Genomic DNA, 25,411 nt, shown 5'->3' with positions numbered 1-25,411 from the left:
TAGAACCGCCCCCGGCCGCGGATGCGGCCGGGGGCGGTTCGTGGGGCGCCGTGTCGGTCAGGGCAGGCGGCCCGCCGGTCAGAGCACGCACTGGGCCTCTGCGTAGCGCTCGGCCGGGACGGTCTTCAGCGTCTCCACCGCCGCCGCCAGCGGCACCATCGTGATGTCTGTGCCGCGCAGTGCCGTCATCATGCCGAACTCGCCGCGGTGCGCCGCCTCCACCGCGTGCCAGCCGAACCGGGTGGCCAGCACCCTGTCGTACGCGGTGGGGGTCCCGCCGCGCTGGACGTGGCCGAGGATCACCGGCCGGGCCTCCTTGCCCAGGCGCTGCTCCAGCTCACCGGAGAGCTGGGTCGCCACCCCGGCGAAGCGCTCGTGACCGTAGATGTCCTTGGTGCCCTGGGCGAACTCCATCGATCCGGCGCGCGGCTTGGCACCCTCGGCGACGACGACGATCGCGAACTTCTTGCCGTCCGAGAAGCGCTTGCCGACGAGCGTGGTCAGCTCGTCGATGTCGAAGGGCCGCTCGGGCACCACGATCGCGTGCGCGCCCGCGGCCATGCCGGAGTGCAGGGCGATCCAGCCGGTGTGCCGCCCCATGACCTCGACGATCAGCACCCGCTGGTGCGACTCGGCCGTCGTCTTCAGCCGGTCGAGGGCCTCCGTCGCCACACCCACGGCCGTGTCGAACCCGAAGGTCACATCGGTCGAGGCGATGTCGTTGTCGATGGTCTTGGGCACGCCGACGATGGGCAGCCCCGCCTCGGACAGCAGATGGGCGGCCTTCAGCGTGCCCTCGCCGCCGATCGGGATGATCGCGTCCAGCCCCAGGTCGGCGACATGGCCCTTGGCCTGCTCGACCCCGTCACGCAGATGCGCCGGCTGGACCCGGGAGGAGCCGAGGATCGTACCGCCCCGGGCGAGGATCCCGCCGACCGCGTCGAGGTCCAGCTTGCGGTAGTCGCACTCCAGCAGGCCCTTCCAGCCGTCATGGAAGCCGATGACCTCGTCGCCGTGGTCGACCACCGCGCGGTGCACGACGGAACGGATGACGGCGTTGAGGCCGGGGCAGTCGCCGCCGGAGGTGAGCACACCAATTCGCATTGCCCGGGAAACCTTTGCAACGTGGGCCGACGACCGGACCACGTCGTCCGGTTGGATCCCCGCCACCCTACCGGCGCCGGGTGTCCCGGCCGAACCCGCTGTCCGCCTGCTGGACGCCCCTCACGCCGCGCACGCGCCCCTCCCGGGGCACCCCGGAAGGAACGCGTGCCGCGGCCTGAGGACGGACGGGCGCGGACGTCAGGCGGGCTGCGTCGCCGCGGCGATACGCTCGGCGCGCAGCGCCTCGTACCAGCGGTCGTCGCACGGCGGCAGCGCGTTCACGTCGAGGGCCAGCTTCAGCAGGTGGTCGGCGATCAGCGGATTGCGCGCCAGCACGGGACCGTGCATGTAGGTGCCGAACACCGTGTCGTTGTACGCGCCCTCGGTGCCGTCCCCGGTGCCGTTGCCCCGGCCGATCCGGGTCCGCGCGAACGGCCGCGCCGTCGGGCCGAGATGGGTGACGCCCTGGTGGTTCTCGAACCCGGTCAGCGGCGGCAGCCCCAGCGACGGGTCCATGTCACCGAGCACGTCACCGACGCACCGTTCGCCCTCGCCCCGGGTGGAGACCACGTCGAGCAGACCCAGGCCGGGCTCGCGCTCGCCGAGGTCGTTGATGAACTCGTGCCCGAGGATCTGGTAGCCGGCGCAGACCGAGAAGATGATCGCCCCGTTGGACGCGGCCCGGCTCAGCCCGCCGTCACGGCGCAGCCGCTCCGCGGCGAGCCGCTGCGGCCGGTCCTCACCGCCCCCGATCAGGTAGATGTCGCCCGAGGTCGGGATGGGCTGGTCGCTGCGCACGTCGACGCGTGACACGTCGAGGCCGCGCTGCCGGGCCCGGCGCTCCACCACGAGGGCGTTGCCCTGGTCGCCGTAGGTGCTGAGGAGGTCGGGGTAGACCCACACCAGCCGCAGACCGTTGTTGCTCATGCTTCGTCCTCTCCGGGGGTCGCCCGCGCGGGGGTCAGTTGCCGACACGACGGCGCAGATCCTGGAAGGCGGTGTAGTTGGCGATGACCTCGATGCGGCCGGGCGGAGACATCTGGACGGCCTCGTCCAGCGACTCGCAGACACGGAAGTCCAGACCCGCGACCTCCAGGCGCACCGCCAGGTCCAGCTTGCGGTCGCCCAGTACGAAGATCGGGTGGCCGTACAGCTGGGTGTAGTCGACGTCCCACAGCCACGAGGTGTCCGTGCCGTCGGCGCCACGGGCGTTCACCGAGAGGATCACCGGAGTGGGCGGCGGATCGATCAGGGAGAACGTCTCCAGCCAGCCGGCCGGGTTCTTCGCCAGCAGCAGCCGCAGCTCGCGGCCCATGAACGTGATCACGTCGTAGCGGCCCGCCACCGCCTGCACCTGGTACATACGCTCCAGGGCGACCTGCGGAGGCACGCCGAACACCGCGGCCACGGCGGCCGAGCTGGTGGCGTTGGCCTTGTTGGCCCGGCCCGGCAGCTGGAGGTGGATCGGCCACGCGGAACCGTGCGGGTCCAGCACGTAGTCGCCGTTCAGCGCCCAGCTCGGGGCGGGACGGCGGAAGCCGCACTCGCCGCAGAACCAGTCGTCGCCGGGGCGCTGCATCACACCGCCGCAGGACGGGCAGGACCAGGCGTCGTCCTTCCACGCCTGCCCCGCCGCCACCCACACCACGTTGGGCGAGGAGGACGCGGCCCAGACGATCAGCGGGTCGTCCGCGTTGGCCACGATCACGGCCTTCGAACCGGACAGCCCCTCACGCCACTTCTCGGCCAGCATCCGGGTCTCCGCGGCCCGGTCCAGCTGGTCGCGGGAGAGGTTGAGCAGCGCGATCACCTTCGGGGTGGTGTCGCGCGCGACCCCGGCGAGGTACTTCTCGTCGACCTCGATCACGCCGTACTGCGCGTCCGAACCGCCGGCCAGGGCGGAGGTGATCCCCGCGGGCATGTTGGCGCCCAGCGCGTTCGACACGACGGGTCCGGCGGCCCGCAGGGCCTCCGCGATCAGCCGGGTGGTGGTCGTCTTGCCGTTCGTCGCGGACACGAGGATCACGTCCAGGTGCTGCGCCAGCCGCCCGAGCAGGTCGGGGTCGAGCTTGAGCGCCACCCGGCCGCCGATCACCGATCCGCTGCCGCGCCCCGCGGCGCGCGACACCGCCGCCGCGGCCTTGCCCGCCGTCACGGCGAGCTTGGCCCGCGGCGACAACGGCTCCGTGTTGCCTGCCATCGTCCTAGATCCTCCTTGCGTCAGTCCGCGCCCCAGCCTATCGATGTCCGGCCCGCCGACCGCACCACGGCACCACGGGATACGTGGAGGTCACGTGGAACGTACGCTTCTCCCCATGCGAAAACGCCCGATCCCCGGCAGTTCCGGACTCGTTCGCCCCATGAGTCTGCTCGGCGACCCGGTGCTGCACAGCCCCTGCGAGGAGGTCACCGACTTCGGGCCGTCGCTCGCCCGGCTGGTCGAGGACATGTTCGCCACCATGTACGCGGCGCACGGGGTCGGGCTCGCCGCGAACCAGATCGGCGTCCCGCTCAGGGTGTTCGTGTACGACTGCCCGGACGACGACGAGGTCAGGCATCTGGGCCATCTCGTCAATCCGGTACGGGTGGAGGCGGACGGGATCACCGTACGCGGTCCGGAGGGGTGCCTGTCGCTCCCCGGCATCGAGGCGGGTACCCCGAGGTTCGACCGTACGGTGGTCGAGGGGCGCACGGTGACGGGGGATCCGGTGCGGGTCACCGGCACCGGCTGGTTCGCCCGCTGCCTCCAGCACGAGTGCGACCACCTCGACGGCACGGTCTATCCGGACCGGCTGACCGGTCTGCGCCGGCGCAAGGTGCTGCGGGCCGCCCGGCGCGCGCCCTGGGCGCGCACGGACTGAGCCCCGGCGGCGGCCCCGGGGCGGGCGGACAGGTACGCCGCGGGCCCGGCGGACCACGGTGGGCCTCAGAAGCCCGGCCCGCCCGGCAGGTCGCCCGCCGCGGCCAGCCTGCCCCAGAGCAGGTCCGCCAGGCTGCGCACCAACTGCTCGCGGGAGAAGGGGCGTTCGCCCAGCCACCAGTCACCCGCCGCGTGCATCATGCCGACGATTCCATGGCCCCAGATGCGGGCCGTCTGCTCGCTGTCCGGGCCGAGGTCGACGCGCTCGGCGATCACCGTGCCGAGTTCCTCGCCGAGCCTGCGCAGCAGGGGCGCGGAGTGCCGGCCGACATCGAAACCCTGCTCGGGCGAGGGCGCCGCGTCGTCGGACGGATGCATCAGGAAGCGGTAGACCTGCGGACGGGCCTCGATCGCCGCGAGATAGGTGTCGAGGGTCGCCTCGACGCGTTCGCGCCGCCGGGCGGGGGCGTCGAGCGCGGCCCGCAGCGCGTTCAGCAGGGCGTCGGTGTGGCGCTGGGCGAGCGCCCGGTACAGGCCTCCCTTGTCGCCGAAATGGCGGTAGAGGATCGGCTTGGTGATCCCCGCCTCGGCCGCGATGGCGTTCATCGAGGCCTGGGGGCCGTCCCTGAGCACCACCCGGTCCGCGGCTTCGAGCAGTTCCCGGCGGCGGCGCTCGGCGGCGGTCCGCTGGCGCTCGGCCCCTCGTGTGGTCTCCATGTCGACTCTCCCCGCCCGCCTGTGCCGCTGTCTCCTGACGCCCGGGAAACGTAACACCCCGTGCCGGGGGGCGCGGATGCCGAGCTGACCGGTTGACAGGGTCTACTTGCTGGTAACAGACTGTTGTTACCGGGGGTAACACGTGGTTGGTCCGGAAGCGCATGGAGGGTACATGGCCGAGTTCACGTTCGAACTCAACGACGATCAGCAGCAGGTGCGTGACTGGCTGCACGGCTTCGCCGCGGACGTGATCCGCCCGGCCGCATCCGAGTGGGACGAGCGCGAGGAGACGCCCTGGCCCGTCATCCAGGAGGCGGCCAAGGTGGGCATCTACTCCCTCGACTTCTACGCCCAGCAGTACTTCGACCCTACGGGCCTCGGCATACCCATGGCCATGGAGGAGCTGTTCTGGGGCGACGCGGGCATCGCCCTGTCCATCGTCGGTACGGGCCTGGCGGCCGTCGGCGTCCTCGCCAACGGCACCGAGGAGCAGATCGGCACCTGGATCCCGCAGATGTACGGCGACCCGGACGACGTGAAGCTCGCCGCCTTCTGCTCCTCCGAGCCCGACGCCGGCTCGGACGTCGCCTCGATGCGCACCCGCGCGGTGTACGACGAGGCCAAGGACGAGTGGGTCCTCGACGGCACCAAGACCTGGGCGACCAACGGCGGCATCGCCAACGTCCACGTCGTGGTCGCCGTGGTCGATCCGGAGCTCGGTTCCAAGGGCCACGCCTCCTTCATCGTCCCGCCGGGCACCCCCGGTCTGACGCAGGGGCAGAAGTTCAGGAAGCACGGCATCCGCGCCTCGCACACCGCCGAGGTCGTCCTGGAGGGCGTCCGCGTCCCCGGCGCCTGCCTGCTCGGCGGCAAGGAGAAGCTGGACGAGCGCCTGGCGCGGGCACGTGAGCGCGCCAGGTCCGCCGGCGAGCGAAGCGGGAAGCAGGGCCCGGGGGGCGTGAAGAACGCCGCGATGGCCACCTTCGAGGCGTCCCGCCCCGCCGTCGGCGCCATGGCGGTCGGCACCGCGCGCGCCGCCTACGAGGTGGCCCTCGACTACGCCGGGACCCGCAGCCAGTTCGGCCGGCCCATCATCGACAACCAGGGGATCGCCTTCCAGCTGGCCGACATGCGGACCCGGATCGACGCCGCCCGGCTCCTGGTGTGGCGCGCCTCCTGGATGGCCACCACCGGCAAGCCGTTCACCTCGGCGGAGGGATCGATGTCCAAGCTCTTCGCCAGCGAGACCGCGAAGTCGGTCACCGCGCAGGCCGTCCAGATCCTCGGAGGCAACGGCTTCACCCGCGAGTACCCGGTCGAGCGGATGCACCGGGACGCCGCGATCTACACCATCTTCGAGGGCACGAGCGAGATCCAGCGCCTGGTGATCGCCCGCACCCTGTCGGGTGTGCCGATCCGCTGACGGACCGTGACCCGGGGGCCGGCCGCGGCCGGCCCCCGGCGCCGCCCCAAGGGCTGTCCCGCCAGAGATGACGGGACACCCCTTAGGCCGGGGGCAGATGTGCCTCGATCGCACCGACGACCTCGGGGGCCTCCGGCTCGGTACCCGGACGGATCCGGGCCACGGCCTCACCGGACGGGGAGATCAGGAACTTCTCGAAGTTCCACTGGACGTCACCCGCGCCCCCCTCGGCGTCCGCGAGCTTCGTCAGCTCCGCGTACAACGGGTGCCGGGTCTCGCCGTTGACGTCGGTCTTCTCCAGCAGCGGGAAGCTCACCCCGTACGTCGTCGAGCAGAACGTCTCGATCTCCTCCGCGGTGCCGGGCTCCTGGCCCGCGAACTGGTTGCAGGGCACTCCGACCACGGTGAACCCCCGGCCGGCGTACTCCTTCTGCAGGCGCTCCAGGCCCGCGTACTGCGGTGTGAGACCGCACTGGGACGCGACGTTCACCAGCAGGACCGCGGAGCCCTCGAAGGCGCCCAGCGTCGTGGGTTCGCCGGCGAGGGTGCGCAGCGGGATGTCGTGCAGGGTCATGCGTGCTCTCCTCGGTCGTGGGACGTTCCCGTCCATTGTGACGCGAAGCCGGTGAGCGGGCCGATCACCCGGTAGTAGAACGTGGTTGCTTTCAGCGCACCCGACGTGTCACCGGCGTACGCCGGGATCGAACCGCACTCCGTCCACCCCGCCGACCGGTACAGCTCCTCGGCGAGGGACCCCGTCTCGGTGTCCAGGACCAGCAGGCTCAGCCCCTCCGCCGCCGCCGACCGCTCGACGGCCGCGAGGAGCGCCCGGCCGACGCCCTGGCCGCGCGCCGAGGGACGGACCATCAGCTCGGCGACCTCGGCGCGGTGGCGGGCGTTGGGCAGGGCCGTCCGCACCAGCCCGATCGTGCCGGCCACCCGCTCGTCGTCCCGGGCGATCCACACCTGGTGGGCGCCCGCGTCGACCAGGGCGGCGCGCCCGCGCCACCAGTCCGCGGCGGCGCCGCGGCCGAGGGGCGCGAGGAACCCCACCGAGGAACCGCCCTCCACGGTCTCCACCAGCAGGGCCGCCAGTTCGTCGGCGTACGTGACCAGTTCGGGTCCGGTCACGGGAACGATCTCGGTCATGCCCCGGATCCTTTCACGCCGCCCGCCGCCTCCGGGGCACGGACCGAGCGGCCCCACGGTCTGAGCACGAGGACGTAGGAGACCACCACCGCCACGATCACCAGCGGCATCACGGTGACGCCCTCACGGCCGAGCAGCAGGGTGGCCAGCAGCACCGAGGTCATCGGCAGCCTGAGCATCGCCGCGCTCATGGCGCCGATGCCCATGGCGAAACCCGCCGTCACCGTCAGCCCCGGCAGATGCGACAGCGCCAGCCCGCCCGTCGCGCCCACGAACATCGCCGGGAAGATCGGGCCGCCCCGCAGCGCGCCCAGCGAGGCGCAGTACGCCAGGGCCTTGCAGAGGACGAGCGCCAGCAGCACCGGCACCGAGTACCCGGCGCTCTGGGCGATCAGCGGCCCCAGGGCGTTCTGCCCGGAGTAGAGCACCTGGGAGGCGTCCCGGCCCGTGCCCCAGGCGTAGGCGAGCGCGAGTACCCCGACGGCCAGGGCCGCCGCCACGGTGGCCGCCGTCCGCCGTCGCCCCGCCCGTTCCACCCACCCCTGCACGCGCAGGGACAGCCACCGGATGCCGGTGCCCACGGCGGCCGCCGCCACCCCCAGCACCACCGCCCAGCCGAACTCGGCGACGGTCGGCTGCGTGGCGTGCGGCACGTGCGGCAGCGCCAGGGAGTACGTGCCGAGCCCCGTCCACGAACCGAGCCCGGTGAAGATGAGCGCGCCGACACCCGAGGCCAGCAGCCCCGGTACGAGCACCAGGCTCAGCATCGTCCCGGCGACACCGGACGCCTCCATCAGCAGGAACGCGCCGAGCAGCGGCGATCCCAGCAGGGCGCTGACGGCGGCGAAGCTCCCGGCCGCGGCCACCACGGGAGCCGCGCTCGGCGCGAGGCCCGGCCGGACGAGCCGTGCCGCGTACACCGCCAGCCCGCCGCCGAGCGCGATGAGCGGCGCCTCGGGCCCGAGCGCCGCGCCGAGCCCCAGCGAGGCCAGCGCGGCGAGCGCGATGCCCGGCAGGTCACGGGCCGCGGCGGGCCCCCCGCTCACCCGGCCCTCGGCCGGCTTGTGCCCGCCGGTGCCCGGGAGGTGACGGATCGTCAGCGCGGTGAGGAGGCCGGACACGGCGAGCAGCGGCAGCGGCCACCACAGGGGAGTGCCGTCGAGGCCGAGCGCACGGGGCAGGTCCTTGTAGGTCAGCGACTGGAGCTCCTGGACGAGGGCCAGGAACCCGAACGCCGCGGCGGAGACGGGCACTCCGAGCGCGGCCGTCATCACCAGAAGCCCGAGGTACTTCCGGGAGCGCATCACCGCGAGCGGGTCCGGGGGCGCCGTGCCGTCTCCGGCGGCCGGTTCGGCCGACATGGTCATGGTCTCCTCGGTGTCGGGGCCCGTCCGGAGCGAGACGCCCCGCCGGATTCCTCACGGTGATACCACGATGGGGCGACATGTCCGTGATGTACCCGCTGTCGGAGCGCGACCGTTCCCGACGACGCGGCACGGGCGACACCGACGACACGGGTGGGCCGGCTGGGGGAGCACCGGCGACCGGCCGGGCACCTGAGAGGATCCACGGGTGGAATCCCCCGAGCCGCTCCCCGGACTGACGCCCGAACCCACGGCCGGCCCCCTGCGGCCCGCCCCTCGCCGCCCGGTGCGCTGCGCCCTGTGCGGGCGCCCGCTCACCGGCGAGGAGTCACGCCGTACCGGACTCGGCCCCGCCTGCGACGCCAAACTGCACCCGCCGGGCCCCGGCATCCGGACCTGGCGCCACGACGTGGACCAGGACCCGCTGCCCGGCACCTGAGCGGTGCGGCACTACACGCCGTCCAGCCGCCGGAACAGGCCTTCCTGCACCACGGAGACCAGCAGCCGCCCCCGGCGGTCGTAGATCCGCCCCCGGGCCAGCCCGCGCCCGCCCGTAGCGATCGGCGACTCCTGGTCGTACAGGAACCACTCGTCGGCCCGGAACGGCCGGTGAAACCACATCGCGTGGTCCAGCGAGGCCATGTCGAAGCCGCGCGGCCCCCACAGCGGCTCCACCGGGAGGCGGACCGCGTCCAGCAGCGTCATGTCGCTCGCGTACGTCAGCGCGCAGGTGTGCACCAGCGGATTGTCGCCCAGCGGCCCCACCGCGCGCATCCAGACCGCGCTGCGGGCGTCCGCGCCTCGGGCCTCCTCCCGCGTCCAGCGCAGCCGGTCCACGTAACGGATGTCGAAGGGCTGGCGCCGGGCCATCCGCTCCAGCGCCTCGGGCAGCCCGCCCAGGTGCTCGCGCACCTCGTCCGCGACCGTCGGCAGCTCCTCCGGCCCGGGGACCTCACGGGCCGGGGGCAGCTGGTGCTCGAAGCCCGCCTCCTCCGGCCGGTGGAAGGAAGCCGTCAGATCGAAGATCGTCCGGCCCTGCTGCACGGCGGTGACCCGGCGCGTGGTGAAGGAGCGGCCGTCGCGCACCCGCTCCACCTCGTACACGATCGGCACACCCGGCCGTCCGGGCCGCAGGAAGTAGGCGTGCAGCGAGTGGACCGGGCGGTCCCCCTCGGTCGTACGGCCGGCCGCGACCAGGGCCTGGCCCGCCACCTGCCCGCCGAAGACCCGTTGCAGGGATTCCTCGGGGCTGCGGCCGCGGAAGATGTTGACCTCGATGCGTTCCAGGTCGAGCAGATCGACCAGGCTCTCGGCGGGATTCGTCATGCGCTCGTACCCGCCCCTCCGGGACGCGCCCTCACAGCTGCCCCACCCGCGTGACCCGGACGACCGCCCGGCCCTCCTCGTCGGAGGCCGCCAGATCGACCTCCGCGCTGATACCCCAGTCGTGGTCCCCGGCCGGGTCCGCGAACGCCTGCCACACCCGCCACAGACCGTGCTCCGGGTCCTCGTCGATCTTCAGCAGCTTCGGGCCGCGCGCGTCCGGTCCCGTACCCAGGTCCTCGTGCGCGTCCCAGTAGGCGTCCATCGCGTCGCCCCAGGCGTCCTCGTCCCAGCCCGCGTCCCCGTCCAGCTCACCGAGGTCACGGACCCGGTCCAGGGCGGCCAGCTCCACCCGGCGGAACATCGCGTTGCGCACCAGCACCCGGAACGCGCGGGAGTTCGCCGTGACCGGCTTGACCTCGTCGGCCCGCTCCCGCGCCTGCTCGGCGGTCTCCACCTCCGGGTTGGCCAGCTGCTCCCACTCGTCCAGCAGACTGGAGTCCACCTGGCGCACCAGCTCACCGAGCCAGGCGATCAGATCCTCCAGGTCCTCGGACTTCAGGTCGTCCGGGACGGTGTGCTCCAGCGCCTTGTACGCGCTCGCCAGATAGCGCAGCACGATCCCCTCGGTCCGGGCCAGCTCGTAGTTCGAGGTGAACTCCGTGAAGGTCATGGCCCGTTCGTACATGTCCCGGATCACCGACTTCGGCGACACCGGGTGGTCACCGACCCACGGGTGGCTGGTGCGGTACACGTCGTACGCGTGCCAGAGCAGCTCGCTCAGCGGCTTGGGGTAGGTGACCTCCTGGAGCCGCTCCATCCGCTCCTCGTACTCGACACCGTCCGCCTTCATCTGACCGACGGCCTCGCCCCGCGCCTTGTTCTGCTGGGCGGCGAGGATCTGCCGGGGGTCGTCGAGCGTCGACTCGACGACCGAGACCATGTCCAGGGCGTACGAGGGCGATTCGGCGTCCAGCAGGTCGAACGCGGCCAGCGCGAACGTCGACAGCGGCTGGTTGAGCGCGAAGTCCTGCTGGAGGTCGACGGTGAGCCGCACGATCCGGCCCTCCGCGTCCGGGGTGTCCAACTGCTCCACCACACCGCCGTCGAGCAGCGAGCGGTAGATGGCGATGGCCCGCCGGATGTGCCGCAGCTGCGCCCTGCGCGGCTCGTGGTTGTCCTCCAGCAGGTGCCGCATCGCCTCGAAGGCGTTGCCCGGACGCGCGATCACCGAGAGCAGCATCGTGTGGGTGACCCGGAAACGCGAGGTCAGCGGCTCCGGCTCGGACTGGATCAGCTTGTCGAAGGTGGTCTCCGACCAGGCGACGAACCCCTCAGGGGCCTTCTTGCGGACCACCTTGCGCTTCTTCTTCGGGTCGTCGCCCGCCTTCTTGACGGCCTTCTCGTTCTCGATGACGTGTTCGGGCGCCTGCGCGACGACGAAGCCCGCCGTGTCGAACCCCGCCCGGCCGGCCCGGCCGGCGATCTGGTGGAACTCACGGGCCCGCAGCGTGCGCACCCGGGTGCCGTCGTACTTCGTCAGGGCGGTGAACAGCACCGTACGGATCGGGACGTTGACGCCGACGCCGAGTGTGTCCGTCCCGCAGATCACCTTCAGCAGACCCGCCTGCGCCAGCTTCTCCACGAGGCGGCGGTACTTGGGCAGCATGCCCGCGTGGTGCACCCCGATGCCGTGACGGACGTACCGGGAGAGGTTCTGGCCGAACTTGGTGGTGAAGCGGAAGTTGCCGATCAGATCGGCGATCTTCTCCTTCTCCTCTTTCGTGCACATGTTGATGCTCATGAGCGACTGCGCCCGCTCCACGGCCGCCGCCTGGGTGAAGTGCACGATGTAGACGGGCGACTGCCGGGTGTCCAGCAGCTCGGTGAGCGTCTCGGTGATCGGCGTCAGCCGGTACTCGTAGCTCAGCGGCACCGGACGCGTCGCGGAGCGCACCACGGACGTCGGCCGCCCGGTGCGGCGGGTCAGGTCCTCCTCGAACATCGAGACGTCACCGAGCGTCGCCGACATCAGCACGAACTGCGCCTGCGGCAGCTCCAGCAACGGGATCTGCCAGGCCCAGCCGCGGTCCGGCTCGGCGTAGAAGTGGAACTCGTCCATCACGACCTGCCCGATGTCGGCGTATTTGCCGTCACGCAGCGCGATCGACGCCAGCACCTCGGCGGTGCAGCAGATGACGGGAGCGTCCGCGTTGACCGACGCGTCGCCGGTCAGCATCCCGACGTTCTCGGTGCCGAAGAGCTTGCACAGGTCGAAGAACTTCTCCGAGACCAGCGCCTTGATCGGCGCGGTGTAGAACGTGACCTTGTCCTGGGCCAGCGCGGTGAAGTGCGCACCCGCCGCCACCAGGCTCTTTCCGGAGCCGGTGGGGGTGGAAAGGATCACGTTCGCTCCGGAGACCACCTCGATCAGCGCCTCCTCCTGAGCCGGATAGAGGGTGATGCCCTGCGATTCGGTCCATGACGAGAAGGCCTCGAAGAGGGCGTCCGGGTCGGCGGTCGGGGGCAGCTGATCGATAAGGGTCACACCCCCATCTTGCCTCCCGCACGTCCCGATCCGGGAACCGGCGGACCGGGCGAAGATCATGGACGATACGCTTCCCCCTTCAACCAGGCCGCCGCGTACGGGCGATGGCGGCCCGGCCGCCGACGCGGCCGGATCACGATGGGGGCGGGCAGAAGCGATGATGGGACCGGCACACTCGCTGTCAGGGGCGGCAGCCTGGCTGGGGGTGGGTGCCGCGGTCGCGGGCACCGGCCACGCGATGCCCTGGCCCGTCCTGGTCGTCGGAGCGCTGATCTGCGCGGGCGCCGCGCTCGCCCCCGACCTGGACCACAAGTCCGCCACCATCTCACGGGCCTTCGGACCCGTGTCCAAGGGCGTCTGCGAAGTCGTCGACAAACTCTCCTTCGCCGTCTACAAGGCGACCCGGGGGCCCGGCGACCCGCGCAGGACCGGCGGCCACCGCACCCTGACCCACACCTGGCTGTGGGCGGTGCTCATCGGCGGCGGCTGCTCCCTCGCCGCGATCCTCTTCGGCCGGTGGGCGGTCCTCGGCATCCTCTTCGTCCACCTCGTGCTCGCCGTCGAGGGATTGCTGTGGCGGGCGGCCCGCGTCTCCAGCGACGTCCTGGTGTGGCTCCTCGGCGCGACCAGCGCGTGGATCCTGGCCGGAGTGCTGGACCAGCCGGGCCAGGGCTCCACCTGGCTGTTCTCCGAGCCCGGCCAGGAGTACCTGTGGCTCGGACTGCCGATCGTGCTCGGCGCGCTCATCCACGACATCGGTGACGCGCTCACCGTGTCCGGCTGCCCGATCCTGTGGCCCCTGCCGATAGGCCGTAAGCGCTGGTACCCCCTGGGGCCGCCCAAGGCCATGCGCTTCCGGGCCGGCAGCTGGGTCGAGATCAAGGTGCTGATGCCGGTCTTCATGTTCCTCGGGGCGATCGGCGGCATCGCGGCGCTCAACATCGTCTGACCGCCTCCGGGCGTCGGCGCCTCCGGGTGCCGGCGCTCCCGCGCGTCACCGTCCGGGGGCGCCGCACGCGTGTCCGTAGCACCATGACCCCATGCTGCTCGTCCGGCTCGCCCATGTGTCCCTGGAGGTCGCCGCGGCCTCCGCCCGGACCCGGAAGGTCGCCCTGCTGGCCGGCCTCTTCCGGGAGACCGGGCCCGACGACGTACCGACCGTCATCCCCTACCTGGCCGGCCGCCTCCCGCAAGGGCGGCTCGGCATCGGATGGAGCGCCCTCGCCGGTCCGCCGGAGCCCGCGCCCGCCCCCGCCCTGACGGTCGCGGAGACCGACGCCGAACTCACCGCGATCGGCGCGCTGGCCGGTCCCGGCTCGCAGGCGGCCCGCAAGGAGCGGCTGCGGCGGCTGTTCGCCGCGGCCACCGCCGACGAACAGCACTTCCTGCGCGGGCTGCTCACCGGCGAACTGCGCCAGGGCGCCCTGGAGGCCGTCGCGGCCGACGCCCTCGCCGAGGCCACCGGGGCACCGCCCGCCGAGGTGCGACGCGCCGTCATGCTCGCCGGGTCGCTCCCGGAGGTCGCCCGCGCCCTGCTCGCCGACGGCCCCCCGGCGCTCGGCGCCTTCCGGCTCACCGTCGGCCGGCCGGTCCTGCCGATGCTGGCCCACACCGCCCGGTCGGTCGCCGAAGCCGTCGACAAGCTCGGACCGTGCGCCGTGGAGGAGAAACTCGACGGGATCCGCGTCCAGGCCCACCGGGACGGCACCGAGGTGCGCCTCTACACCCGGACGCTCGACGACATCACCGACCGGCTGCCCGAACTGGCCTCGGCCGTCGCCGCGTTCCCCGGCGAGCGGTACGTCCTCGACGGCGAGGTGATCGCGCTCGGGCCGGACGGACGGCCCCGGCCCTTCCAGGTGACCGCCGCGCGGGTCGGCTCCCGGCGGGACGTCCCCACCGCCGCCGCGTCGGTCCCGGTCGTCCCGGTCTTCTTCGACGTGCTGTCCCTCGACGGGCGCGACCTCATCGACCTCCCCTACACCGAACGCCACACCGCCCTGGCCGCCCTGGTACCGGAGCCGGCGCGGGTGCGCCGTGTCACCGTGACCGATCCCGGGGACGCGGCGCAGCGGCGGGCCGCGGAGGACTTCTACGAGGCCACCCTCGCCCTCGGCCACGAGGGCGTGGTGGTCAAGGGCGGCGCGGCCCCCTACAGCGCCGGCCGCCGCGGCGCGTCCTGGCTGAAGGTGAAGCCCGTCCACACCCTGGACCTGGTGGTGCTGGCCGCCGAATGGGGCCACGGACGGCGCACCGGCAGGCTGTCCAACCTGCACCTGGGCGCGCGCCGCCCGGACGGCACGTTCGCGATGCTGGGCAAGACCTTCAAGGGCCTCACCGACGCGATGCTCGCGTGGCAGACCGAACGGCTCCTGGAGCTGGCCACCGGGGACGACGGCCACGTCGTGAGCGTACGTCCCGCACTCGTCGTCGAGATCGCCTACGACGGGCTCCAGCGGTCCACCCGCTACCCGGCGGGCGTCACCCTCCGCTTCGCCCGGGTCCTGCGCTACCGCGAGGACAAGGCACCCACCGAGGCGGACACCGTCGAGACGGTGCTCTCCCGCCGGACATGACGGCAGTCTCGGGGACTTGACGGAGAGCGTGCCGGACAGGACGGCAGGCCCCGCCCGTGAGGGGCGGGGCCTGCCGCACACCTGGTCCGTCTACCCGTGCGTGACCGCCGAGGCGGTGTGCGCGCGGACCTCGTCGGGCGTCAGATAGGCGTCCGTGTACTCGAAGTCGCGCAGGGTGGCCGGCTTGCGCGCCTGGAACCCGGTGCGCACGAAGTCGTCACCGGCCACCGCGTTCAGCAGCCAGTTGGTCATGACACGGGTCTTGGCGACATTGGTCCGCAACGACGACCAGTGGTAACCGCGCGCCACGGCCTGGGCGGGCATGCCCTTCAGCTCGATACCCAGCGGCCTGGACACGGCGTCCCGGCCGCCCAGGTCCACCACCAGGCCGAGGTCCCGGTGCACGTACGGCCGCAACGGCTTGTTGCGCAGCGAGGCGATCAGGTTGTCGGCCAGCGCCCGGCCCTGGCGCATCGCGTGCTGCGCGGTGGGCGGGCAGACCGCCCCGTCGCCCTTGGCCAGGTCCGGCACGGCCGCCGCGTCGCCGAGCGCGAACACGCCGTTCTTGCCCGGTACCGCCATCTCCGGGGTCACCGCGAGCCGACCGCGTACCGTCTCCGCGTCGAGCGTGCCGACGAGGGGGCTGGCCGTCACCCCGGCGGTCCAGATCAGGGTGCGGCAGGGCAGCACCCGGCCGTCGGTGAAGGTCACCTCGTCCGGGGCGGCCTTCGCCACGGACACGCCCAGCGACACATCGATGCCCCGCCGGCGGAGGATCTCCAGCGCGGTCTTCCCCAGCTTGTCGCCCAGCTCCGGCATGAGCTTGGGAGCGATGTCGATCAGATGCCACTTGAGCAGCTTCGGGTCCAGCCGGGGATAGCGCCGCAGGGCGTTGGTGGTGAGCCGTTGAAGGCAGGCCGCCGTCTCCGTACCGGCGTACCCGCCGCCCACCACGACGAACTGCAGCCGCGCCGCCCGCTCCGCCTCGTCGTGGCTGGCGTCGGCCAGGTCGAGCTGGGAGATGACGTGGTCCCGGACGTAGGCCGCCTCGGCCAGTGTCTTCATGCCCCGGGCGTTCTCCACGAGCCCCGGGATGTCGAACGTCCGGGTGACACTGCCTGCGGCCACCACGAGGTGGTCGTACGGCTCGTTCACGATCTCGTCGGTGATCTTGCGGACGACGCAGACCTTGGCCTGGGTGTCCACCCCGACGGCCCCGCCCGGGACGATGCGGGTGCGGTGGCGTTGGCTGCGGCGCAGGGAGACGGCGACCGACTGGGGGGTCAGCACCCCGGAGGCGACCTGCGGGAGCAGGGGGAGGTAGAGCTGGTAGGAGAACGGGGTGACCAGCACGATGTCCGCCTCACCGGGGGCGAGGCCGCGTTCCAGCCGGCGTACGCACTCGACTCCGGCGAAGCCGGCGCCGACAACGAGAATCCTGGGTCGTGCCACGGTGTGCGTCCCTTCTCGGGCTTACGCGGTCATCGCTCGCCTGCCCCGGATCAGGGGACAGTCACCCTCATCCTCACCGCCGCGCGCGGACTTCGCCTCTCGTACGGGACCGCCCCGGGCACCGGGCGGCGGGCGTGGCCCCGCCGCCCGCCACCCGGCGCCCGCCACCGCCGCCCCGCGCAGGGTGGCGGGCGTGCACGGGAACCCGACCGCCTGGCTCAGCCGTGCCAGGACCGCCACAGCGCCGCGTACGCGCCGTCCGCAGCCACCAGCTCGTCGTGGCTGCCCAGCTCGCTGATCCGGCCCTTCTCCACGACCGCGATCACGTCCGCGTCGTGCGCCGTGTGCAGCCGGTGGGCGATGGCGATCACCGTACGGCCGTCCAGCACCCGGGCCAGCGAACGCTCCAGGTGCCGGGCCGCCCGCGGGTCGAGCAGCGACGTCGCCTCGTCCAGCACCAGGGTGTGCGGGTCCGCCAGCACCAGCCGGGCCAGGGCGATCTGCTGCGCCTGCGCCGGGGTGAGCGAGACGCTGCCCGAGCCGACCTCCGTGTCCAGTCCGCTCTCCAGGGCCCTGGCCCAGCCGTCCGCGTCGACCGCCGCGAGCGAGGCCCACAGCAGCGCGTCCTCGGCGTCCGTACGGGCCAGGAGGAGGTTGTCCCGGAGGGTGCCGACGAACACGTGGTGCTCCTGGTTGACCAGGGCCACATGGCTGCGCACCCGCTCGGCGGTCATCCGGGACAGTTCCGCCCCGCCCAGCGTGACGTGGCCGCTCCCCGGTGCGTAGATCCCGGCCAGCAGCCGTCCCAGGGTGGACTTGCCCGCGCCCGAAGGGCCCACGAGCGCCACCCGCGTGCCCGGGGCGACGCCCAGCGACACGTCGTGCAGGACGTCCACCCCGGCGCGGTAGCCGAAGCGCACCTCGTCCGCCCGGACGTCACGGCCGTCCGGACCGGTCAGCTCGTCGCCCGCGTCGGGCTCGATCTCCCGTACGCCGACGAGCCGGGCCAGCGACACCTGGGCCACCTGCAACTCGTCGTACCAGCGCAGGATCAGGCCGATCGGGTCCACCATCATCTGCGCCAGCAGCGCCCCCGTCGTCAACTGTCCGACGGTGAGCCAGCCCTCCATCACGAACCAGCCGCCCAGCAGCAGCACCGCGCCCAGGACCGTCACATACGTGGCGTTGACAACGGGGAAGAGCACCGAGCGCAGGAACAGCGTGTACCGCTCCCACGCCGTCCACTCGGCGACGCGGCGGTCCGACAGGGCGATCCGGCGGGCCCCCAGGCGGTGGGACTCCACGGTCCGCCCGGCGTCCACCGTCTCCGCGAGCACCGCGGCGACGGCCGCGTATCCGGCGGCCTCCGAGCGGTACGCCGACGGCGCCCGGCGGAAGTACCAGCGGCAGCCGACGAGCAGCACCGGAAGGGCGATCAGCACCGCGAGGGCCAGTGGCGGGGCGGTGACCGTGAGCGCGCCGATCAGCAGCCCGACCCACACCACCCCGATCGCCAGCTGCGGCACGGCCTCCCGCATCGCGTTGGCCAGCCGGTCGATGTCGGTCGTGATCCGGGAGAGCAGGTCACCGGTGCCCGCCCGCTCCAGGACGCCCGGCGGCAGCCCGACCGAGCGGACGAGGAAGTCCTCGCGCAGGTCGGCGAGCATCTCCTCACCGAGCATCGCGCCGCGCAGCCGCACGGTGTGGGTGAACACGGTCTGCACGGCCAGTGCCACGGCGAAGATCGCGGCGGTGCGCTCCAGACGCAGGTCCTCGACGCCGTTCGACAGGTCCTCGACCAGTCCGCCCAGCAGGTAGGGCCCGGTGATCGACGCGATCACCGCGATCGCGTTCACCGTCACCAGGACGACGAACGGACGGCGGTGGCGCCGCAGCAGGGAGCGGACGTAGGCGCCCACGGTCGCCGGTGTGCCGACCGGCAGCGTCGTCGCCGACTCCGGGGCGGCGGGGTCGTACGCCGGTGGTGCGACGCCGATCATGCCCTCTCCTCGATTTCCTCGGTCGCTCCGGCCGCCCGCGACACGTCGATCGAGGCGAGCCGGTTCTGTCGGTCCGTCGCGGCCGGGGCCGCGGTGTCGTCGGTCTCACGGGTGACGACCGCCCGGTAGCGCGCCTCGTCACGCAGGAGCGCGCGGTGGGTTCCGGCCGCCACGACCCGTCCGCCGTGCACCAGCGCCACCCGGTCGGCGAGGTCCAGGAGTAGCGGGGACGAGGAGAACGCCACCGTCGTACGGCCCGTGCGCAGCCGCTTCACACCGGCGGCGACACGCGCCTCCGTGTGCGAGTCGACGGCGGACGTGGGTTCGTCCAGGACCAGCGCCTCGGGGTCGGTGACCAGGGAGCGCGCCAGGGCGAGTCGCTGGCGCTGGCCGCCGGAGAGTGAACGGCCGCGCTCGGTGATCCGGGTGTCCATGGGATCGCCGTCCGCGTCCACGGACGCCTGGGCCAGCGCGTCCAGCACATCGCCGCACTGCGCGGCGGTCAACGCCTCCTCGGCGCTCACCGTGCCCGACGACGGCACGTCCAGCAGTTCCCGCAGTGTCCCGGAGAGCAGCACCGGGTCCTTGTCCTGCACGAGTACGGCGGTCCGCGCCGAGCCGAGCGGCAGTTCGTCCAGGGCCACACCGCCGAGCAGCACGGAGGGCAGCCGCCGGTCCTCGCCGGGGCCCGGTACGCCATCGGTGCCGGTCCCGTCCCTCTCGGACGCGTCCCCGTCCGACGGGTCCGGGCCGGTCTTCTCCGGGCCGTTCGTGTCACGGCCCTGAGTGTTCTTCGTGTCCAGGCCGCCCGCTTCCGCCGTCGGGGTGTCCGCTCCCGCCTCGTCGGGGGCGCGGCCGTCCGGCTCGGCGTGTCCACCGAGACGGTCGGCCAGCCGCCCCGCCTCGTCGGGGTCGCCGCACACCACGGCGGTGAACAGGCCCCGGGGCGCCAGCAGTCCGGTCACCGGGTCGTAGAGGTCGCCCTCGGGAACCACGGCCTCGGCCGTCGCGGTCCGGGCACCGCGCGAGAGGGACAGCACCCGGACGGCACGCTGCGCGGACGGCCGGGAGAAGGAGTACGCCATCGCGATCTCCTCGAAGTGGCGCAGCGGGAAGAGCATCAGGGTCGCCGCGCTGTAGACGGTGACCAGCTGCCCGACCTCGATCCGGCCGTCCCGGGCCAGCGTCGCGCCGTACCAGACGAGCGCGATGAGCAGAACTCCCGGCAGCAGCACCTGGATCGCCGAGATCAGGGCCCACATCCGCGCGCTGCGCACCGCCGCCTCACGGACCTCCTGCGAGGCACGCCGGTAGCGGCCGAGGAACAGTTCCTCGCCGCCGATCCCGCGCAGCACCCGCAGGCCCGCCACCGTGTCGGAGGCCAGTTCGGTGGCGTGGCCCGCCTTCTCGCGCTGCACGTCGGCCCGCCGGGTGGCCCGGGGGAGCAGTGGCAGGACGGCCAGGGCCAGGACGGGTACGGCGAGCGCGACCAGCACGCCCAGCGACGGCAGGTAGAGGACCAGCCCGACACAGATCAGGACGAGGGCGAACGCGGCGGCGGCGAAGCGCGACAGCGCCTCGACGAACCAGCCGATCTTCTCCACGTCCCCGGTGGACACGGCGACGACCTCGCCCGCAGCGACCCGCCGGGTCAGCGCCGACCCCAGCTCGGCGGTCTTACGGGCGAGCAACTGCTGAACCCGGGCCGCGGCGGTGATCCAGTTGGTGACGGCCGTCCGGTGCAGCATCGTGTCGCCGACCGCGATGAGGACGCCGAGCGCGACGATGAGCGCCCCGGCCCACGCGAGGCCGCTGCCGGAGCGTTCGACGACGGCCTGGACCGCGAGCCCCACACAGAGGGGGAGTCCGGCGACGGCGCACTGGTGGAGCAGGCCCCAGGAGAGGGCCTTGAGCTGGCCGGTCAGTTGGGAGAGACCGAGCCAGAGGAGGAAACGTGGTCCTGACCTGACATCGGGATCGCCGGGATCCGAGTACGGAAGATCGCGAATCTGCATGACGTCCCAAAGGATCGGAAGGGGCGGAGATCCACAGGGATCTCGTGGAACACGGGGGTGCAAACCGTGCAAGGTTCGCTTCCCGCCCCGCTCCGAGGCAAGCGATTATTTTCCGCGGGCCTGACCCGCAAGCCTGTTCCGCGGGCCGGTTCTCTCCGGTCCGCCCTCGTCGCCTTCTTCCGCTCCTGTCCGCGCGCGGGGTGGCCCCGCCGCCGCCGACCGGGCGGCGGGGCCGGGACCGGCTACTCCTCCGGCTCGGTGGAGTCCATGCCGGGACGGGCCTTCTTCCACTCCCCCCGGGTGAAGTCGGGTATCTGCTGCGGCGCGCCCTTGGCCTTGATGGAGAGGTGGCTCAGCGGCACGGGCGCGGTCCAGGTGGCGGCGTCGTACACGTCGAAGTCCGGGGCGAGTCCGAGGCGCATGCACTGCATCAGCCGGAACACCAGCATGTAGTCCATGCCGCCGTGACCGCCCGGCGGATCGGCGTACTTCTTCCACAGCCAGTGGTCCCAGTCGGCGTACGCGGAGAAGTCGGCCCAGGTGTCGTCCGTGTGGTCGGGTTCGAGGTAGATCCGCTCGGGATAGTCCTCGAACACCCCCTTCGTACCGCCGAGACTGTTGATCCGTGAGTACGGGTGGGGCGTCGACACGTCGTGTTCCAGGCGGATGACCCGGCCCTTCGCCGTCTGGACGAGACTGATCGTCCGGTCGCTCTCGATGTAGGTCTCCTTCCAGCTACGGTCGCCGGCCGGCATGTGCTCCTTGCGGTAGGCGGCGAGACCGAGTGCGGGGGAGCCGACACTCGTTATGCTGACGGCGCGGTCGCCGCGGTTGACGTCCATGTAGTTGGCGACGGGGCCGAAGCCGTGGTTGGGGTACAGGTCGCCCCGCAGCCGGGTGTGCCACAACCTCCGCCAGGGCCCCTCGTAGTAGCCGGGGTCGAACATCAGCCCGCGCAGATCGTGGTTGTACGCGCCCGCGCCGTGCAACAGGTCGCCGAAGAGGCCGGCGTGCGCCATCCGCAGGACCCGCATCTCGTTGCGGCCGTAACAGCAGTTCTCCAGCTGCATGCAGTGGCGCCGGGTCCGCTCGGAGAGGTCGACCAGCTCCCAGAGCTGCTCCAGCCGCAGCGCGACCGGGCATTCGACGCCGACGTGCTTGCCGTGGAGCATGGCCGTCTTCGCCATCTCGAAGTGGAAGTCCCAGGGGGTCGCCACATAGACGAAGTCGATGTCACCGCGTGCGCAGAGGTTCGCGTAGTCGTGCTCGCCCTTCGTGTACACGGCGGGCGCCGGCTGACCCGCTGCCGTCACCTTGGCGGCGGCCCGCTCGGCCTTGTCCCTCACGGGGTCGCAGACGGCGACGACCCGCACCCCCTCGACGGCGAGGAAGAGATCGATCATGCTGCCGCCGCGGTTGCCCAGGCCCACGATGCCGACCCGGACGGTCGAACGCCGGTCGAAGCGGACCCCGGCCATCGTGGCGCCCTTGCGGGCCGGTACGGACAGATGGCCGGTGTCCGCCGCCGCCTCCGCGGCCGTCGCCGTGCCGCTGCCGAGCGCCCCGAGTCCGAGCCCGGCGCTCGCGGCTCCGACCACTCCGGCTGTGGTGCGAAGCACGGAACGACGGCTCGGGGAGCCGTCGTCCGCGGTCCGCGATTCCTGGCCGTGCGGGTCCTGGGTCTGTGGTGCGTCGTCATTCATCGAGCCTCCAGAGAGGGGGATCTGACGGTGCGCGTACGGTCCCCGGAGCCCGTGTGGTCACGACGGGCTCCGGGGACCTCGGTAAGGACCCTGGCCGGTGGGGCAGTTCTCGCGCAAGGGACGCGATTGGACTCCCGCGCTCAACCCATGGACTTTCCGGCGGCGCACGCGGCTGCCCCCGGACACGGAGGGGCGCGTGCGTGCGCCTTCACACGAGCAGGGGGCCTCCCCGGCGTGCGGGAAGGTAGCGGCGAGGAGGGGCCGGCTCGCGCCGTGTGACGGCGTGTTGGTCTCCGGGCGGCTGCTCAGGGCGGGCGCTGACGCGGGGCGGCCTCAGAGCGGCCGCTGACGCGGGGCGGGCCGCCGAAACGCCGGGCATCCGCTGAGGCTCCGTGCCGGCGCCTCAGTGACGGTGGCGCTCCGGCATGCCGTCGACCAGAGCGGTCAGCAGCCCGCCCAGCACCTCGCGCTGCTCGGCGGTCAACGGAGCCAGGACCTCCTGCACGGCGGCCCTGCGCGCGTGGCGCAGCGAGCGCAGCACCGCGCGGCCTTCCTCGGTGATCTCGATGCGGACCACCCGCCGGTTGGTCGGATCCGGGGCGCGGCGGACCCGGCCGCACGCCTCCAGCCCGTCGACCAGGGTGGTCACCGCGCGCGGGACGACATCGAGCCGGAGGGCCAGATCGGCCATCCGGGGCGGCTCGTCGTAGTGCGCGACCGTACGCAGCAGCCGGAACTGGGCCGGTGTGATGCCTATCGGCTCCAGCTGCCTGTTCTGGATGCGCTGGAGCCGGCGCGTGAGCCGCAGCAGCTGCTCGGCCAGGAGGCCGTCGGAGTCGGGGGAATCCATGGGGGGAACAATATCAGGACCCCGCTCATTGTGAGTAAAGGTAACAATGAGCTATGCTCTCGAAGGATCCGGCTCTCCCGCCCTGATCCCTGGATCCGGCTCTCCGTCCTGATCCCCCGTCCTCCCCTTGCCCCGGTCGAAGGAGCCCATGAAACCCGACGAACCCGTGTGGACCCCGCCCGAGCGCGCCGGCCGGCAGCCCCCCGCCGAACTGCGCCGCATTTTCCGTCTCTTCCACCCCTACCGAGGCAGGCTCGCCCTGGTCGGGCTGCTGGTCGGTGCCTCCTCGCTGGTGTCGGTCGCCTCCCCGTTCCTGCTGCGCGAGATCCTGGACACCGCGATCCCCCAGGGGCGCACGGGCCTGCTCACGCTGCTCGCTCTCGGTATGGTTCTTACCGCCGTGATGAACAGCGTCTTCGGGGTCCTCCAGACCCTGATCTCCACGACGGTCGGCCAGCGGGTCATGCACGACCTGCGCACCGCCGTCTACACCCAGCTCCAGCGGATGCCGCTCGCCTTCTTCACCCGGACACGCACCGGCGAGGTCCAGTCCCGTATCGCCAACGACATCGGCGGGATGCAGGCGACGGTCACCTCGACCGCCACCTCACTGGTCTCCAACCTCACCGCGGTGATCGCCACCGTCGTCGCCATGCTCGCGCTGGACTGGCGTCTCACCGTAGTCTCGTTGCTCCTGCTGCCCGTCTTCGTGTGGATCAGCCGCCGGGTCGGCCAGGAGCGCAAGAAGATCACCACCCAGCGCCAGAAGCAGATGGCCGCGATGGCGGCCACGGTCACCGAGTCGCTCTCGGTCAGCGGCATCCTGCTCGGCCGCACCATGGGCCGCTCGGACTCGCTGACCAAGACGTTCGCCGAGGAGTCGGAACGCCTGGTCGATCTCGAAGTGCGCTCCAGCATGGCGGGGCGCTGGCGTATGTCGACGATCGGCATCGTCATGGCCGCCATGCCCGCCGTCATCTACTGGGCGGCCGGCCTCACCCTCCGGGCCGATGTCACCTCGGTGTCCCTCGGCACCCTGGTCGCCTTCGTCTCACTCCAGCAGGGGCTCTTCCGCCCGGCCGTGAGCCTGCTCTCCACGGGCGTGCAGATGCAGACCTCCCTCGCCCTGTTCCAGCGGATCTTCGAATACCTCGACCTCGACGTGGACATCACCGAGCCCGACGAGCCCGTCCGGCTGGAGAAGATCCGGGGCGAGGTCGCCTTCGAAGACGTCACCTTCAGCTACGACGAACAGACCGGCCCGACCCTGAGCGGCATCGACGTGACCGTGCCGGCCGGGCACAGCCTGGCGGTCGTCGGACCCACCGGCTCCGGCAAATCCACCCTCAGCTACCTGGTGCCGAGGCTGTACGACGTCACCGAGGGCCGGGTCACCCTCGACGGGGTCGATGTCCGGGACCTGGACTTCGACACGCTCGCCCGTGCCGTCGGCGTGGTCTCCCAGGAGACCTACCTCTTCCACGCCTCGGTCGCGGAGAACCTCCGGTTCGCCAAGCCGGACGCCACCGACGAGGAGATCGAGGCCGCGGCGCGCGCTGCCCAGATCCACGAGCACATCACCTCACTGCCCGACGGCTACGACACCCTGGTCGGCGAGCGCGGCTACCGGTTCTCGGGCGGTGAGAAGCAGCGTCTGGCCATCGCCCGCACCATCCTGCGGGACCCGCCCGTCCTGATCCTCGACGAGGCGACCAGCGCCCTCGACACCCGCACGGAACACGCCGTGCAGCAGGCGATCGACGCACTGTCCAGAGGACGGACCACCCTCACCATCGCCCACCGCCTCTCCACCGTGCGGGACGCGGACCAGATCGTCGTCCTGGACGGCGGCCGCGCCGCCGAGCGGGGCACCCATGAGGAACTCATCGAGCGGGACGGCCGGTACGCCGCGCTGGTCCGCCGCGACGGCACCCTGACCCCGGCGGCCGCCGCCACTTGAGGGCTAAGGGCGGCGGAGGCCGAGCACGCGGCGGCGGGGCGTATGCGGCGTGACCCTGTCAGAACTCGACTACCGGACCAGGCGGCGCCCCACGACGAGGAACCCGCTGACCCGTCGGGGTGCGAGGCGTACGACGGCGGACGGTCGAGGTCGCGGCGGAGACACCGGGACGGCCTCCGCGCCCCGGACCAGCACGTCTTTCAGGGCATCACGTCACCACGTCGAGACGCCCGGGCCCCCGTTGCGTCGGCAGCACGACACCCCCTCCCGAGCCCCCACCGCGATGAACGGCGGCCGCACACGCGGCGGCGCCGCCGCTCCCTGGGACGGGGAGCGGCGGCGCCGTGTGGTGCGACGGTCAGATGAG

Annotated in this window: 20 protein-coding genes; 6 read left to right on the top strand and 14 right to left on the bottom strand. The window is 72.4% G+C overall.

Features of this window, described 5'->3' with window-relative positions:
* Positions 1-78: 78 nt before the first annotated feature.
* The 3 genes from B9S64_RS01980 to B9S64_RS01970 all read right to left on the bottom strand — a co-directional run bounded on the left by B9S64_RS01980 (position 79) and on the right by B9S64_RS01970 (position 3,304).
* Positions 79-1,104, bottom strand: coding sequence for a 6-phosphofructokinase (locus B9S64_RS01980; RefSeq protein ID WP_103489458.1), 1,026 nt, complete (start codon positions 1,102-1,104; stop codon positions 79-81).
* Positions 1,105-1,302: 198 nt separating this feature from the next.
* A complete protein-coding gene (locus tag B9S64_RS01975) occupies positions 1,303-2,031 on the bottom strand; it encodes a type 1 glutamine amidotransferase (protein ID WP_028442566.1) in 729 nt (242 codons plus the stop codon).
* Between the two features lie 34 nt (positions 2,032-2,065).
* Complete coding sequence (locus B9S64_RS01970; protein WP_028442565.1) at positions 2,066-3,304, bottom strand: MurT ligase domain-containing protein; 1,239 nt, start codon at positions 3,302-3,304, stop codon at positions 2,066-2,068.
* A gap of 115 nt (positions 3,305-3,419) precedes the next feature.
* Here B9S64_RS01970 and def point away from each other — a divergent pair, with 115 nt between their 5' ends.
* The gene (gene def, locus B9S64_RS01965) at positions 3,420-3,965 is read left to right on the top strand and encodes a peptide deformylase (RefSeq protein ID WP_181387615.1); all 546 of its coding nucleotides are present in this window, start codon (positions 3,420-3,422) and stop codon (positions 3,963-3,965) included.
* A gap of 65 nt (positions 3,966-4,030) precedes the next feature.
* Here the strand turns inward: def and B9S64_RS01960 are convergent, their stop codons facing one another.
* The gene (locus tag B9S64_RS01960) at positions 4,031-4,681 is read right to left on the bottom strand and encodes a TetR family transcriptional regulator (RefSeq protein ID WP_028442563.1); all 651 of its coding nucleotides are present in this window, start codon (positions 4,679-4,681) and stop codon (positions 4,031-4,033) included.
* 172 nt (positions 4,682-4,853) lie between these two features.
* On the opposite strand from B9S64_RS01960, the gene B9S64_RS01955 reads away from it, so the two are divergent.
* Complete coding sequence (locus tag B9S64_RS01955; protein WP_103488881.1) at positions 4,854-6,104, top strand: acyl-CoA dehydrogenase family protein; 1,251 nt, start codon at positions 4,854-4,856, stop codon at positions 6,102-6,104.
* A gap of 82 nt (positions 6,105-6,186) precedes the next feature.
* Here B9S64_RS01955 and B9S64_RS01950 read toward each other — a convergent pair whose 3' ends face one another.
* The 3 genes from B9S64_RS01950 to B9S64_RS01940 are packed head-to-tail and all read right to left on the bottom strand — an operon-like array spanning position 6,187 to position 8,614.
* Positions 6,187-6,678, bottom strand: coding sequence for a glutathione peroxidase (locus tag B9S64_RS01950; RefSeq protein WP_103488880.1), 492 nt, complete (start codon positions 6,676-6,678; stop codon positions 6,187-6,189).
* Positions 6,675-7,253, bottom strand: coding sequence for a GNAT family N-acetyltransferase (locus B9S64_RS01945; RefSeq protein WP_103488879.1), 579 nt, complete (start codon positions 7,251-7,253; stop codon positions 6,675-6,677). The genes B9S64_RS01950 and B9S64_RS01945 overlap by 4 nt, the downstream gene beginning before the upstream one ends.
* Positions 7,250-8,614: a chloride channel protein gene (locus B9S64_RS01940; RefSeq protein ID WP_109492206.1), complete on the bottom strand. Its 1,365-nt coding sequence runs from the start codon at positions 8,612-8,614 to the stop codon at positions 7,250-7,252. Before B9S64_RS01940 ends, B9S64_RS01945 begins: the two co-directional genes overlap by 4 nt.
* Positions 8,615-8,825: 211 nt before the next feature.
* Between B9S64_RS01940 and B9S64_RS01935 the strand changes: the two genes are divergently transcribed.
* Positions 8,826-9,056 (top strand): DUF6011 domain-containing protein, encoded by a 231-nt coding sequence (locus B9S64_RS01935; RefSeq protein WP_103488727.1) that lies wholly within the window; start codon positions 8,826-8,828, stop codon positions 9,054-9,056.
* 11 nt (positions 9,057-9,067) lie between these two features.
* On the opposite strand, the gene B9S64_RS01930 is transcribed toward B9S64_RS01935, so the two are convergent.
* Positions 9,068-9,943, bottom strand: a complete 876-nt coding sequence (locus B9S64_RS01930) for an acyl-CoA thioesterase II (RefSeq protein ID WP_103488728.1) — start codon at positions 9,941-9,943, stop codon at positions 9,068-9,070.
* 31 nt (positions 9,944-9,974) lie between these two features.
* Complete coding sequence (locus tag B9S64_RS01925; protein WP_374936020.1) at positions 9,975-12,548, bottom strand: DEAD/DEAH box helicase; 2,574 nt, start codon at positions 12,546-12,548, stop codon at positions 9,975-9,977.
* A 97-nt stretch (positions 12,549-12,645) separates the two neighbouring features.
* Here B9S64_RS01925 and B9S64_RS01920 point away from each other — a divergent pair, with 97 nt between their 5' ends.
* Positions 12,646-13,437: a metal-dependent hydrolase gene (locus B9S64_RS01920; RefSeq protein ID WP_103488730.1), complete on the top strand. Its 792-nt coding sequence runs from the start codon at positions 12,646-12,648 to the stop codon at positions 13,435-13,437.
* Positions 13,438-13,528: 91 nt separating this feature from the next.
* Positions 13,529-15,064 (top strand): ATP-dependent DNA ligase, encoded by a 1,536-nt coding sequence (locus B9S64_RS01915; RefSeq protein WP_103488731.1) that lies wholly within the window; start codon positions 13,529-13,531, stop codon positions 15,062-15,064.
* 90 nt (positions 15,065-15,154) lie between these two features.
* On the opposite strand, the gene B9S64_RS01910 is transcribed toward B9S64_RS01915, so the two are convergent.
* The 5 genes from B9S64_RS01910 to B9S64_RS01890 form a co-directional block, all read right to left on the bottom strand.
* The gene (locus B9S64_RS01910; RefSeq protein ID WP_103488732.1) at positions 15,155-16,516 is read right to left on the bottom strand and encodes an NAD(P)/FAD-dependent oxidoreductase; all 1,362 of its coding nucleotides are present in this window, start codon (positions 16,514-16,516) and stop codon (positions 15,155-15,157) included.
* Between the two features lie 218 nt (positions 16,517-16,734).
* Positions 16,735-18,516, bottom strand: a complete 1,782-nt coding sequence (locus tag B9S64_RS01905; RefSeq protein WP_103489617.1) for an ABC transporter ATP-binding protein — start codon at positions 18,514-18,516, stop codon at positions 16,735-16,737.
* The gene (locus B9S64_RS01900; RefSeq protein WP_103489618.1) at positions 18,513-20,531 is read right to left on the bottom strand and encodes an ABC transporter ATP-binding protein; all 2,019 of its coding nucleotides are present in this window, start codon (positions 20,529-20,531) and stop codon (positions 18,513-18,515) included. Before B9S64_RS01900 ends, B9S64_RS01905 begins: the two co-directional genes overlap by 4 nt.
* A gap of 242 nt (positions 20,532-20,773) precedes the next feature.
* A complete protein-coding gene (locus B9S64_RS01895) occupies positions 20,774-22,234 on the bottom strand; it encodes a Gfo/Idh/MocA family protein (protein WP_103489619.1) in 1,461 nt (486 codons plus the stop codon).
* A 403-nt stretch (positions 22,235-22,637) separates the two neighbouring features.
* Positions 22,638-23,084 (bottom strand): MarR family winged helix-turn-helix transcriptional regulator, encoded by a 447-nt coding sequence (locus tag B9S64_RS01890; protein WP_037875343.1) that lies wholly within the window; start codon positions 23,082-23,084, stop codon positions 22,638-22,640.
* A gap of 148 nt (positions 23,085-23,232) precedes the next feature.
* Here B9S64_RS01890 and B9S64_RS01885 point away from each other — a divergent pair, with 148 nt between their 5' ends.
* The gene (locus B9S64_RS01885; RefSeq protein WP_103489620.1) at positions 23,233-25,044 is read left to right on the top strand and encodes an ABC transporter ATP-binding protein; all 1,812 of its coding nucleotides are present in this window, start codon (positions 23,233-23,235) and stop codon (positions 25,042-25,044) included.
* Positions 25,045-25,411: the final 367 nt, after the last annotated feature.

This window comes from Streptomyces sp. SM18 (genome assembly GCF_002910775.2).
Classification (GTDB): Bacteria; Actinomycetota; Actinomycetes; order Streptomycetales; family Streptomycetaceae; genus Streptomyces; species Streptomyces halstedii.
The sequence above is the reverse complement of the archived record's forward strand: the minus strand, read 5'-3'. Positions and strand labels throughout refer to the sequence as shown.